Below are 13,052 nucleotides of genomic sequence, written 5' to 3'. Positions count from 1 at the left end.
GCATACAGCCGCTATGCTGCCGGCATGACCGCCGCCCATTCCCCGACGATACTCCTGGCCGAAGACGAGACCGCCATCGCCGATGCGGTGATGTATGCGCTGCGCAGCGAAGGCTTCGCGGTGGAGCACTGCCTGCTGGGCGGCGACGTGTTGCCGCGCGTGCGCGCCGGCGGCGTCGACCTGCTGCTGCTCGACGTGGGCCTGCCCGACGTGAGCGGCTTCGACGTATGCCGCCGGCTGCGCGATTTCAGCGACCTGCCGGTGATCTTCCTGACCGCACGCAACGACGAGATCGACCGCGTGCTGGGCCTGGAGCTGGGCGCCGACGATTACGTCGCCAAGCCCTTCTCGCCGCGCGAGCTCGCCGCGCGCGTCCGCGCGCGCCTGCGCCGGCATGCCGCGGCCGATGCGGGCTGGCGCAGGCACGGCGCCTTCGAGATCGATGCCGAAGGCCGCCGCATCCGCTACGCCGGCCGCGTGTTGGAACTGACCCGCTACGAATACGCGCTGCTGGCCGAACTGCTGCGCCGGCCCGGCGCGATCCTGAGCCGCGCGCAACTGCTCGACCGCGCCTGGGACGGCGACAGCGACAGCGCCGACCGCACCGTCGACACCCACGTCAAGACCTTGCGCGCCAAATTGCGCGAAGCCGGGGCGGAACCCGACCCGATCCGCACCCACCGCGGCGTCGGCTACTCGATCGAGGCATGAGATGAGGCTCGGGCTGCGCCTGTTCCTCGGTTTCTTCCTGATCGTCGGCGTTGCCGCGTTTTTCGTGATGCGGGTGTTCGTCGATGAGGTAAAGCCGGGCGTGCGCCAGGCCATGGAAGCCAACCTCGCCGATACCGCCAACGTGCTGGCGGCGCTGGCGACGGCGGACATGAAAGCCGGACGCATCGCCGACGGCGCGTTCGCCCGCGACATCGCCGCCGCGGGCCGCAGGCGATTGGGCGCCGACATCTGGGGCACGCGCAAGGAGCGGCTGGAAGGGCGCATCCTGATCACCGATGCGCGCGGCACCGTGGTCTACGATTCGCGGAACGAAGCGGTCGGGAAGGACTATTCGCGCTGGAACGACGTGTATCGCACCTTGCGCGGCGAATACGGCGCGCGCTCCAGCGGCGAAACGCCGGGAGATCGCCAGAACACGGTGATGCACGTGGCCGCGCCGATCCTGGACGGCGACAAGATCATCGGCGTGCTGACCGTGGCCAAGGCGAATCGGACGATGGAGCCGGTGATCGAGCGCAGCCAGCGCAACATCCTGCGCAAGGGCGGCTGGTTGTTGGGGCTGTCGGCCCTGATCGGCCTGGCGATGACCGCGTGGCTGGTGCGCGGCATCGGTCGTTTGAACCGGTACGCGCAGGCGGTGAGCAGCGGCGAACGCGTACCGCCGCCGCCGCCGCGCCGCGACGAGATCGGCGATCTCGGCCGCGCTCTGGAAACGATGCGGCGCGAACTGGAAGGCAAGCAATACGTCGAACAGTACGTGCAGACGCTGACCCACGAGATGAAGAGCCCGCTGGCGGCGATCCGCGGCGCGGCCGAGTTGTTGCAGGAGCCGCTGCCCGAAGCCGAACGTGCGCGCTTCGCGGCCCACGTGCAGGGCCAGAGCGAGCGACTGAACGAGATGATCGAAAAACTCTTGGCGCTGGCCGCGGTGGAACACCGCCGCGAGTTGCGGCAGAGCGAGCGCATCGATGCGGCCGATCTGGTGGCCGGGACCATCGAAGAATTGCGGCCCCGGCTGTTGCAAGCCGGTATCGAGGCCGTAGGCAGGGCACCGGAAAAACCGGTGGCGATCGACGGCGATCGCTTCCTGCTGCGGCAGGCGTTGCGCAACCTGCTCGACAATGCGATCGACTTCGCGCCCCAAGGCTCGCGCATCGACGTCGAATGCATGTTCGAAGGCACGGATGTCGTAGTTCGGGTCGGCGACCGCGGCCCGGGCGTGCCGGAATTCGCCCGCGAACGCGTCTTCGAACGCTTCTACTCGTTGCCGCGTCCGCAAGGCGGCCGCAGCACCGGCCTGGGCCTCACCTTCGTCCGCGAGGTGGCCGGCCTGCACGGCGGCAGCGTCCGGCTGTCGCCGCGCGAGGGCGGCGGTACCTGGGCCGAGCTGCGCCTGCCCGTCACCTGATCCATCTGCGGGGCAGCGCTCTTCGTAGGGGCGGCTTTAGCCGCGAGCTCTTCCGATGATCGATAGACACCCGCGGCGCGCGGAAAAGCTCGCGGCTAAAGCCGCTCCTACGAAGAGCTATAAGGCCGGACTTCACGCTGGCTTCAAATTCGCCCCGTCATGGCCTCATGGCGTCCCGGCACGCTGGCGCCGTCCAATGCCGAGGCTGCGCCATGAAGAACATGCGTTTGTTACTGCGTTTCATCACCGTCGGCGGCCTCGCACTGCTGCTGCTGATTCCGTTGACGATGATTCGCGGCACGATCAACGAGCGCCAGGCGTATCGCGCCGAGGCGGTGCGAAGCATCGCGCGCAGCTACGCGGGCGAGCAGAGCATCGCCGGTCCGGTGCTGGTCGTCCCTTATGTGGAAACGATCGAGGTCGAAGAAAGGAACGACGAAGGCGTGGTGATACGCAAGGTCAAGCGCGACGGAGAAAGCGGGCATTGGACGTTCTTCGCCGACTCGATGGACGTCGAAGGCAAAGTCGTGCCCTCCTCGCGGCGCTTGGGTCTGCACGAAGTGAGGGTCTACGAGCTGAAAGGCGTGCTGGCGGCGCGCTTCCAGGCGAAGATTCCGGCCGATGCGGACCCCAATCTGCCGCGCAAGATCGGCCGGCCCTGGCTGAGCTACGGTATCGCCGACGTGCGCGGATTGGCTGGTACGCCGCGCTTGCGCGTCGGCGGCAGCGAACGGCCGCTGGAACAAGGTCTCGGCAGCCGCGACGGCGCGGGCGTGCACGTCCGTCTGGCCGCGCCGCGCGCGGGCGAAACGCTGGCGCTGGACAGCCGCCTGGACTTCGCATTGGGCGGCACCGAATCCCTGGCGATCTCGCCGCTCGCCAAGCGCAACCGCATCGTGCTCGATTCGGTCTGGCCGCACCCGCAATTCAACGGCTCGTTCCTGCCGCGTACGCGCACCATCGACGCCAAGGGATTCCATGCGGAATGGGAAATCTCGTCGCTGGCCACCAATGCGCAGGCGCAATATCTCGCCGGCGCGAAGGCGGGCAAGGCGGGCGAACCCGCGCCTGGCGGGCTCGACGTGATCGGCCTTTCGCTGGTCGATCCGGTCAACGTCTATTCGCAGGCCGACCGCGCCAGCAAATACGGCATCCTTTTCATCGTGCTGACCTTCGTCGGTTTCGCGATGTTCGAACTGATCAAGCGGCTGCCGATCCATCCGCTGCAATACCTGCTGGTCGGCCTGGCGCTGGCGATCTTCTTCCTGCTGCTGCTCAGCCTGTCCGAGCACATCGCGTTCTGGCGCGCCTATCTGGTGTCGGCGGCGGCTTGCATCGGCCTGCAGGCGTTCTATCTGAGCCATGTGCTGCGCAGCAAGCTGCGAGGGCTCGGCTTCGCCGCCATGCTGACCATGCTGTACGCCGTTTTGTACGGCCTGCTGGTATCGGAAGACAACGCGCTGCTGATGGGTTCGCTGCTGCTGTTCGGCATCCTGGCCGCGATCATGTGGGTCACGCGCAAGGTCGATTGGTACGAATTGGGATCGTCGCTGCGCTGATGCGTCGGCGCGCTGATCGATGGATTTAGAAGAGGGCGATGGCGTGGGTTAGAGTTGCCGGCATGGATGCCGCCCCCGCCATCGCCTGTTTTCGTGGCGCCGCCATCGCGCCTTACCTGGAAGACGTGGCCAGGCTGCGCATCGCGGTGTTCCGCGACTGGCCTTACCTGTACGAGGGCGACCTCGCCTACGAGCGCGACTACCTCGCCGCTTACGCGGCGTCGCCCGACAGCGTCTTCGTCTTGGCTTTCGACGGCGACGAGCCGGTCGGCGCCTCCACCGGCCTGCCGCTGGCCGACGACACGATCGAGTTCCATCTGCCTTTCGTCGGCCGCGGCATGCCTGTCGATGAGGTGTTCTATTGCGGCGAGTCCGTATTGCTGCCGCGATATCGCGGTTGCGGGGTCGGACATGCCTTTTTCGACGAGCGCGAGGCGCACGCCCGGTCGCTGGGACGCTTCGCGTGGACGGCCTTTTGCGCGGTGGATCGCGACGCGGGGGATCCGCGCCGTCCTGCCGACCATCGCGGCAACGAAGTATTCTGGGCGAAGCGCGGCTATGAGCGGCAAGCGGGCATGACGATGAGATTGAACTGGCAGGAAAGCGGCGCGGGCGATGTCGAGCATGCGCTGACGTTCTGGCTGCGCCCGTTGGAGCGCGCGGCCGCATGAAGATCGCCGTCGCCAAGTATCCGATCGACGCACCGCGCGATTTCACCGAGTTCGCCGACAAGCAGGGTCGTTTGCTGGAACAGGCCGCAGGCGAGGGCGCGCAGGTCGCCGTGCTGCCCGAATTCCTGTCGTTAGAGCTTGGTGCGACGTTGGGCGAGGCTGTACGCGGCGATCTACAAGCTTCGCTGGCCGGCATACAGCGCCATCACGGCGATTGGCTGGCGCTGTTCGGCGGGTTGGCGCGCGAAACCGGAATGCGCATCGTCGCCGGCACCTTCCTGCTTGCGGACGGCGCCGGACGCTACCGCAATCGCGCCTATTTCTTCGCGCCCGACGGCCGTCACGCATGGCAGGAGAAGCTGCAGATGACCGGTTTCGAGAAAAAGGCCGGCACTATCGACGGCGGCGATGCGTTGAAGGTTTTCGATACCAACGGCATCCGGACGGGCATCGCGGTCTGCTACGACATCGAGTTCCCTCTGCCGGTGCGCGCGCAGTGCGAAGCCGGCGCCCGGTTGTTGATCGTGCCGAGCTGCACCGATGCCGCTGCGGGCGCGACCCGCGTCCGCGTCGGCTGCCTGGCGCGCGCGCTGGAGAACCGCTGCTACGTGGCGCAGTCGGTGACGGCGGGCGAAGCGCCGTGGAGCCCGGCGCTGGATTTCAACACCGGCGAAGCGACGATCTACGCGCCGATGGACACGGGCTTGCCTGCGGATGGGGTCGTGGCGCAGACGCAGGGCGATCAGGTGTGGGCGATCGCCGATCTGGATTTCGAGGCGCTCGACGCCAGCCGGGAGCGAGCGCAAGTCGCCAACGATCGCGATTGGCCGGGGCAAAACAAGCCCGGCATCGTCAGCGCGAAGGTAGAGCCTTTGTAGGAGCGGCTTTAGCCGCGAGCTCTTGATCTTGTGTGCGATCTGGCCAAGAGCTCGCGGCTAAAGCCGCTCCTACAGAGAGCGCAGCTCGCTAAGCGAACAACGACACGCCCGGCACCAGCCACAACGACAGCCCCGCCAGCGCGGTGCCGATGCCGGTCGCAGCCAGCACATCGCTCGGGTAGTGCAGGCCCAACACGACGCGCGATACGGCGACGCTGGCGGTGAACGGGATTAGCAGCCAGGCCAGCGTCGGGTAATGCGCCAGCGCTACCAGCGTGAAAGCGACGGCATGCAGGGTGTGGCCGGACGGGAAGCTGAACTCGTCCAGCGGCGCCACCCAAGCGCGGATGCGCACATCCGAAGCGTACGGTCGCGGACGCTTGGTCCAGTGCTTGAGCAGCTTGTACAAGCTCAGCGCTATCGCGCCGGTCGCGGCCAGGTGCGCGGAGGCCTTCAGTCCGTCGTAGCCGTCGAACACGATCAATGCGCCCATCAAGGCATACCAGAACACGCCGTCGCCCAGGCGGCTGATCGCCGCGAAATAGGCGCGCATTCCATGACGATCGCCCCAGTGGTTGGCGCGCAGGCACCAGCCCGCTTCCCAGCGCGATCCCATGCGCCGGCCGCGCATCGCTAACGAATTACGTCGAGGCAGCGGGTGCATAAGCCCTCCTGGTGTCCGCGAGCCGCATGAGCACGTCGTCGAAGTCGGCCGCGACCTGTTCCGGCCGCAGCGCCGCCACGGCCTGGCGCGCCGCGGCGCCCATCGCCCGGCGTTTTCCGGCGTCGCCGGCGATGTCCGCGCAGGCGCGCACGAAACCGTCGTCGTCGCCGTCGCGGATCGCCGCGCCGTGCACGCCGTCGCGCAGGTATTCGCGTGCGGCGCCGTAATCGAAAGCCACCGTCGGCAAGCCGCTGGCCATCGCTTCCAGCGTGACGTTGCCGAAGGTTTCGCTGAGGCTGGGGAACACGAACAGATCGCCGCTGGCGAAGTGCCGCGCCACGGCCTGGCCGCGTTGCACGCCGCAGAACACGAAATCGGGATGGTCCTGCGCCAGCTTCTCGCGCGAAGGGCCGTCCCCGACCCAGACGAAACGCGCGCGCGGTTGGATTTTTTGCAGCTCGCGGAACGCGCGCACGGCCAGGTCCAGGTTTTTCTCCGGCGCGATGCGGCCCAGGTAGATCACGGCGAGATCGTCGCGGCCGACGCCCCAGCTTTCGCGCAGCGCGTCGTCGCGTTTGGCCGGGTCGAACATCATCGTGTCTACCGCGCGCGGCAAGCGCACCACGTTGTCGAAGCGCTGCGACTCCAGGAACTGCGCCAACTCGCGCGTGGGCACGAGGGTCGCGGCGCCCTTGTTGTGGAATCGGCGCATCCAGCGCAGCGCGGTCTGCTGCAGGAAGGCGGCGCCGTAATTGCGCATGTACTCGTCGAACCGGGTATGGAAGCCGGTGGCGGCGGGGATCCCGAGACGCTTCGCCGCCCGCAACGCCGACCAGCCGAGCGGTCCCTCCGTGGCCACGTAGATGGCATCGGGCATCGCCTCGCGCCAGGCGGCGGCGAGCTTGCGCGTGGCCGGCAGCCCGAAACGCAAGCCCGGGTAGCGCGGCAACGGCGCGCCGCGCACCAGCAATTCGTGTTCCAGTCCGGCGCTGTCGGAGGCTTGTCGCGGCCGTACCACGGACACCTCGTGGCCGCGCGCGCGCAGGCCGTTTTCCAGCCCCTGCACGGTCAAGGCGACGCCGTTGACCTCGGGCGGATACGTCTCGGTGACGATGGCGTAACGCATGCAGGGCTTCCCGTTTTGGGAAGACTGAAGGCGCCGCATGAAACGGCAATGTCAGCGCGGTGACTCGGAAATGACAGCCTTAAGCCCGCGAAAACAGGGGTAAATGACTGTTTTTTGTAGGAGCGGCTTTAGCCGCGAGCTTTTGGGTCGTTTCCGAGGCGACAAAAGCTCGCGGCTAAAGCCGCTCCTACAGGAAGCCACGCTCAGATCAGGAAGGGCTTGAATACGACGCCCAATCCCGCCTGGCCTTCGACCTCGCCGACCAGGTCGGCGCGCAGCAGCGGGCGCGCGTCGACCCACGCCCGCGACAACACCAGGTCGAGGCGGTCGCCGCCGGCGCTCAGTTCCAGCTTCGGGATCGGATCCGCTTCGTGCGCACGGTGCAACGACACCGCCAGCCGCAACAACGCGGCCTTGCGCTTGGCGCTGAGCAGCAGGCGGTCGGGCAGGGCGTCGAAGGCGTTCTTGGGCACGCCGCGGCGATGCGTGCGCACCAGCGCCGCCAGCACCTGCTGCTCCTGGCGCGAGAAGCCGGCGATGTCCGAATTTTCCAGCACGTAAGCGCCGTGCACATGGTATTGGCTGTGGGCGATGGCCAAGCCGATCTCGTGCAAACGCGCGGCCCAGCCGAGCATGCGCGCATCGTCCGCGTCCAACGACCAGGCCTGGGCGGCTTGTTCGAACAGGGCGAGCGCCGTGTTTTCCACGCGCGAGGCCTGTTGCGCATCGATGCCGTAGCGCTGCATCAGCGCCGCCACCGACGTGTCGCGCGGGTCGTCCGCGCCGCCGCGGCCGAGCATGTCGTACAGCACGCCTTCGCGCAGCGCCGCCTTGCTCACCGCCATGCGCTGCAGGCCCAGCACTTCGAAGGCCGCTTCCAGGATCAGCAGGCCGCCGGCGATGATCGGCCGGCGTTCGTCGGACAGTCCCGGAAGGTCGATGTCCTCGATGCGTTCGGCCTGGAGCAGCCGGTCGCGCACCACGGGCAGGGCCTCGGCGGTCACCGCGCCCTTGGTCAGCTTCATCGCCGCGCAGATGTCGCCGATCGCCTTGTTGGTGCCGGACGAACCCAAGGCTTCGTGCCAGCCGAGCGTGCGGTAGGCCACGGTGAACTGCTGGAACTCGGCGGCCACTTCGGTCAGCGCTTCGCGCCAGCGTTTCTTGGAGAGCTTGCCGTTGCCGAAGAAGCGCCGCGTACTGGCCACGCAGCCCACCTGCAGGCTTTCGCGTTCGATCGCGTCGAAGCCGCTGCCGATGATGCATTCGGTGGAGCCGCCGCCGATGTCGATCACCAACCGCAGCTGCTCCGGCTTGGGCGGTTGCGCGTGGGCGACGCCGAGATAGACCAGGCGCGCCTCCTCGCGGCCGGACACCACTTCGATGGCATGGCCGAGCGCGGTTTCCGCCGGCACCAGGAAATTCTGCGGTGCCGACAGCTGGCGCACGGTGTTGGTGGCCACGGCCCGCACGCGTTGCGGCGGGATGTCGCGGATGCGTTGGCCGAAACGGGCCAGGCATTCCAGCGAGCGCTGGCGCACTTCGGCGTTCAGGCCGCCCTTGCCGTCCAGGCCTTCGGCCAGCCGCACCATCTCGCGCAGCCGGTCGACGATGCGCAACTGGCCGAGCGTGTAGCGCGCGACCACCATGTGGAAACTGTTGGAGCCCAAATCGATCGCCGCGAGCAGGTCGCCGTCCTGCAACGGCGTTTCCAGCGCGGATGCGAGCGCGACGCTCGCGCTCATCCGCAGATCCTGTTGAGCAGCGCCGCCTGCGCCGAATGCGGTGCCGCGCCATCCTGCGGCTGGAGCTTGCGGTAGCCGCCGTCGGATTGCAGTTCCCAGGCGTTGAGGTTGTCGACGAGATAGTTGTCGAGCGCTTCGTCGTAGACGCGCTTGGCCAGTTCCGGGTCGAGTATCGGGAATGCGGTTTCGACGCGCCGCAGCAGGTTGCGCTCCAGCCAGTCGGCGCTGGTGCAGAACAAGTCCGGGTCGCCGTCGTTGCCGAACCAGTAGACGCGGCTGTGCTCGAGGAAACGGCCGACGATCGAGCGCACCCGGATGTTGTCGGATACGCCGGGCACGCCGGGACGCAACGTGCACGCGCCGCGCACGATCAGGTCGATCTGCACGCCGGCTTGCGAGGCCGCGTACAGCGCGCGGATCACCTGCGGCTCGTTGAGCGCGTTCATCTTGGCGATGATGCGGCCTGACTTGCCGCTGCGCGCATGTTGCGTTTCGCGCTCGATCCGTTCCAGCACGCCGGCATGCAGCGTGAACGGCGATTGCAGCAGGCGTTTGAGCTTGATGGCCGGCGCCAGGCCGGAGATCTGCTGGAATATCTGGTGCACGTCGCTGCCGATGTCCGGGTCGGCCGTGATCAGGCTGATGTCGGTGTAGGCGCGCGCCGTGCCGCTATGGTAGTTGCCGGTGCCCATGTGCACGTAGCGGCGCAGCTTGCGGCCTTCGCGGCGCACGATCAGCAGCATCTTGGCGTGGGTCTTGTAGCCGACCACGCCGTATACCACCTGCACGCCGGCTTCCTGCAGCCTGTCGGCGAACGCGAGATTGGCTTCCTCGTCGAAGCGCGCGCGCAACTCGACCACGACCGTGACGTCCTTGCCGTTGCGCGCCGCCTGGACCAAGTGCTCCACGATCTGCGATTCGCGGCCGGTGCGGTACAGCGTCTGCTTGATCGCCAGCACGCCCGGGTCGTTGGCGGCTTGCTTGACCAGCTCCAGCACCGGCACGAACGAATCGTAGGGGTGGTGCAGCATCACATCGCCGGCCGAGACGCGCTCGAACAGCGATTCGCTGCCCGAGAGCATGCGCGGCTGGAAAGGCGCGAACTTCACGTCCGGGCGCTGCACCAGGTCGTAGATCTGGATCACGCGGTTGAGGTTGACCGGGCCGTCGATGCGGTAGACCGCGTTCTCCGGCAGGTCGAAATTCTCCAGCAGCATGCGTACGATCGGCGCCGGACAGTCCTGTGCGATCTCGAGCCGCATCGCGCGCAGATAACCGCGCCCGACCAGCTCGTCGCGCAGCGCCAGCGCCAGGTTCTCGACTTCGTCTTCGTCGACGATGAGTTCGGAGTTGCGGGTCACGCGGAACTGATAGGCGCCCTTGACCTCCATGCCCGGGAACAGTTCCTCGACGAACGCCGACAGCACCGAGGACAGCAGCACGAAATCGTTGTCGCCGCCGGAGACTTCCTGCGGCAACTGGATGATGCGCGACAGCGAACGAGGCGCGCGCACGATCGCCAGGTGGCCGGCGCGGCCGAACGCATCCTTGCCTTCCAGCACCACGACGATGTTCAGCGATTTGTTGAGGATCTTGGGGAAAGGATGCGCCGGATCCAACCCGAGCGGCGACAGCACCGGCATGATCTCGTCGCGGAAATACGCGCGCAGCCAGCGCGACTGCTTCGCGTCCCAGGAATTGCGGCCGAGCACGCGGATGCCGGCATCGGTCAATGCCGGGCGCAGCGCTTCGTTCCAGCAGCGGTATTGCGCTTCGACCAGCGACGCGGCGCGATCGTGGATCTGCTTGAGTACCGTGGCCGGGGCCAGGCCGTCCTGCGCCGGCACGATGCCGAAATCCTGCGCATGGCGCACGGTAGCGGCGCGGATCTCGAAGAACTCGTCGAGATTGGTGCAGGAGATGCACAGGTAGCGCAACCGTTCCAGCAGCGGTACCTGCGCGTCCTGCGCCTGCGCCAGCACGCGGAAATTGAAGTCCAGCTGCGACAGCTCGCGGTTGAAGTACAGCGCCGGGTCGCGCAGCGCTTCGTGATCGGTGCTCGGAGGCTGCAGGTCGATTTGCGCGTTCATTTTCCGGTCGCCAATAAGGGAGGTGCGGCGTGGTCGCGCGGATGCACGCGCTCGGCGCCGAAGTGACAGGAGAAGGTGCTGCCGCGCCCGACCTCGCTTTGGATCTCGAGCCGGGCCTGGTGCAGGTTGAGCACATGCTTGACGATGGACAGTCCCAGCCCGGTGCCGCCGCTCTCGCGGGTGCGGCTGGTGGAAACCCGGTAGAAGCGTTCGGTGATGCGCGGCAAGTGCGCGGCCGGTATGCCGTAGCCGGTGTCGCTGACGCGCAGCACCGCGCCGTCGCCGTCGCGCTCGAAGCGGATGCCGATGCTGCCGCCGGCCGGGGTGTAGCGCACCGCATTGCTGACCAGGTTGGAGAAGGCGCTGTGCAGTTCCTTGGTCGAGCCCCACAAATCCAACTGGGTCGTATCCTCGACCACGATCTGGTGGCGCTGCTGGCTCAGCGCTTCGGCCTCGCGTTTGAGGGTGGTCATCATCGGCGACATCGCCACGCTTTCGTCGGGAAGCCGATCCTGCGCCTCCAAACGTGACAATGTCAGCAAGTCCTCGACCAATTGGGTCATGCGTTGCGATTGGCGCTGCATTTCCGCCAGCATCGGCGCCCATTCCGGCTTTTCGGCGGGATCGAGCATCTCGAGATAGCCGTGGACCACGGTCAGCGGCGTGCGCAGCTCGTGCGAGACGTTGGCGACGAAGTCGCGGCGCACCTGTTCCAACCGCATCAGTTTGCTGACGTCGCGCGCCACCAGCAGCCACAGTTCTTCCGAATACGGGATCAGCCGCAGGTTGATGCGGGTTTCAGGGCTTACCGGCGAAGGCGCGTCCATCAGCGGTTCGGCGTTGCGGCCCTGGGCCAGCCAGCGCGACATCGGCAGGCTGTGCAGGCGGTCGCCGATCGGCGCGCCGATGTCGTTGGGATACTCCAGACCCAGCAGCGCGGTCGCGGCCTCGTTGAACCATTGCACGCGCTGGCTGTTGCGTTCCACCACCACGACCGCATCCGGCAGCGCGGCGGCGGCGGCGCGGTAGGCGCGCAGCATGTCCACCAGGCGCCGCTTGCGGCTGCGCATTTCGGCTTGGCCGCGGTGGAGCAGGCGGTCGAGTTCGTTCCAGATGCCTTCGCCCTGCGGCGGCGACAGGCGCTGGCGTGCGGTCAATCGCGTCAGCACGCCGCGGAGCCGCCAGTAATGCCAGGCGACGATGCCCAGCGCCGTGACGGCGAGCACCGGCCAGACTTGCCCGATCGTCAGGCCGACGACGACGGCCGCGGCCAGCAGCGCCGCGAGGGCGCCGATGGTCCTGAGCCAGGCGTTTTGGGCGCGGGGAGGCATGGTTTCGAGATTAGGGATTGGGGATTAAGGATTCGGAACAGCGAGTGTAGCCAGGGATCATATTCCGAGTCGCCGATGATGGTTTTTTACCAATCCCGAATCCCCAATCCCAAATCCCGAGCCTCACAGCGCCGCCGAGAACCGGTAACCGGCACCGCGCACGGTCTGCACCATGCCGTCCAGCTGGTGCGGTTCGAGCGTCTTGCGCAGGCGGCGGATGTGCACGTCGACGGTGCGTTCTTCGACATAAACGCTGCCGCCCCAGACATGGTCGAGCAGCTGCGAGCGCGTGTAGACACGTTCGGGGTGGGTCATGAAGAAATGCAGCAGGCGGTATTCGGTGGGACCGATCGGCACCGGCGCGGGCGTGCCGGCGTTTTCGGCGAACACCCGGTGCGCGGCGCCGTCGATGCGCAGCGCGCCGATCGCGACGCTGCCGTCCTCGTCGTCCTCGCGCGAGCGGCGCATGACCGCGCGGATGCGGGCCAGCAATTCGCGCGCCGAAAAGGGCTTCACCACGTAGTCGTCGACGCCGGCTTCGAGCCCGCCGACGCGGTCGTTCTCCTCGCCGCGCGCGGTGAGCATGATGATCGGGATCTCGCGGGTCAGCGGATCCTTGCGCCAGCGCCGCGCCAGTTCCAGGCCGCTGGTGCCGGGCAGCATCCAGTCGAGCAGGATCAGGTCGGGCACATGGTCGGCGATGGCCGACTGCGCCTCGCGGGCGTCGCCGGCATGGATCGGATCGAACTCGCCCTTGCGCAGGGCGAAGGCCACCATGTCGCGGATGGCCGGTTCGTCGTCGACGATCAGGATCTTCTTCTGCATTGCGGTCCGAGGCGCCCGCGGGCGTC

The 13,052-nt window shown here is 67.4% G+C and carries 11 protein-coding genes; 5 read left to right on the top strand and 6 right to left on the bottom strand.

Annotated elements, in window-relative coordinates:
• The first annotated feature begins 24 nt into the window (after positions 1-24).
• From creB to M2650_RS05440, 5 genes are all read left to right on the top strand, one after another.
• Positions 25-711, top strand: a complete 687-nt coding sequence (gene creB / locus M2650_RS05460) for a two-component system response regulator CreB (protein WP_249472237.1) — start codon at positions 25-27, stop codon at positions 709-711.
• A 1-nt stretch (position 712) separates the two neighbouring features.
• Positions 713-2,140 (top strand): two-component system sensor histidine kinase CreC, encoded by a 1,428-nt coding sequence (gene creC / locus M2650_RS05455; RefSeq protein WP_249472234.1) that lies wholly within the window; start codon positions 713-715, stop codon positions 2,138-2,140.
• 212 nt (positions 2,141-2,352) lie between these two features.
• Positions 2,353-3,699, top strand: a complete 1,347-nt coding sequence (gene creD, locus M2650_RS05450; protein ID WP_249472232.1) for a cell envelope integrity protein CreD — start codon at positions 2,353-2,355, stop codon at positions 3,697-3,699.
• A gap of 62 nt (positions 3,700-3,761) precedes the next feature.
• On the top strand, positions 3,762-4,370 hold the full coding sequence (locus tag M2650_RS05445; RefSeq protein WP_249472229.1) for a GNAT family N-acetyltransferase: 609 nt from the start codon (positions 3,762-3,764) through the stop codon (positions 4,368-4,370).
• Positions 4,367-5,248 (top strand): carbon-nitrogen hydrolase family protein, encoded by an 882-nt coding sequence (locus M2650_RS05440; RefSeq protein WP_249472226.1) that lies wholly within the window; start codon positions 4,367-4,369, stop codon positions 5,246-5,248. The genes M2650_RS05445 and M2650_RS05440 overlap by 4 nt, the downstream gene beginning before the upstream one ends.
• 88 nt (positions 5,249-5,336) lie before the next feature.
• Here M2650_RS05440 and M2650_RS05435 read toward each other — a convergent pair whose 3' ends face one another.
• The 6 genes from M2650_RS05435 to phoB all read right to left on the bottom strand — a co-directional run bounded on the left by M2650_RS05435 (position 5,337) and on the right by phoB (position 13,026).
• Positions 5,337-5,879 carry a phosphatase PAP2 family protein gene (locus tag M2650_RS05435; protein WP_249472223.1) on the bottom strand — a complete coding sequence of 181 codons (543 nt, stop codon included), beginning with the start codon at positions 5,877-5,879 and terminating at the stop codon, positions 5,337-5,339.
• 10 nt (positions 5,880-5,889) lie between these two features.
• A complete protein-coding gene (locus M2650_RS05430) occupies positions 5,890-7,038 on the bottom strand; it encodes a glycosyltransferase family 4 protein (RefSeq protein ID WP_249472220.1) in 1,149 nt (382 codons plus the stop codon).
• Positions 7,039-7,241: 203 nt separating this feature from the next.
• Positions 7,242-8,780 carry an exopolyphosphatase gene (ppx, locus tag M2650_RS05425; protein ID WP_249472217.1) on the bottom strand — a complete coding sequence of 513 codons (1,539 nt, stop codon included), beginning with the start codon at positions 8,778-8,780 and terminating at the stop codon, positions 7,242-7,244.
• Positions 8,777-10,870 (bottom strand): polyphosphate kinase 1, encoded by a 2,094-nt coding sequence (ppk1, locus tag M2650_RS05420; protein ID WP_249472215.1) that lies wholly within the window; start codon positions 10,868-10,870, stop codon positions 8,777-8,779. The genes ppx and ppk1 overlap by 4 nt, the downstream gene beginning before the upstream one ends.
• On the bottom strand, positions 10,867-12,201 hold the full coding sequence (phoR, locus tag M2650_RS05415; protein ID WP_249472212.1) for a phosphate regulon sensor histidine kinase PhoR: 1,335 nt from the start codon (positions 12,199-12,201) through the stop codon (positions 10,867-10,869). The genes ppk1 and phoR overlap by 4 nt, the downstream gene beginning before the upstream one ends.
• Positions 12,202-12,324: 123 nt before the next feature.
• On the bottom strand, positions 12,325-13,026 hold the full coding sequence (gene phoB / locus M2650_RS05410) for a phosphate regulon transcriptional regulator PhoB (RefSeq protein ID WP_249472209.1): 702 nt from the start codon (positions 13,024-13,026) through the stop codon (positions 12,325-12,327).
• Between the last annotated feature and the right edge of the window lie 26 nt (positions 13,027-13,052).

It is taken from the genome of Luteimonas galliterrae, from assembly GCF_023374055.1.
Classification (GTDB): Bacteria; Pseudomonadota; Gammaproteobacteria; order Xanthomonadales; family Xanthomonadaceae; genus Luteimonas_C; species Luteimonas_C galliterrae.
This window is presented reverse-complemented; position numbering and strand designations above follow the sequence as displayed.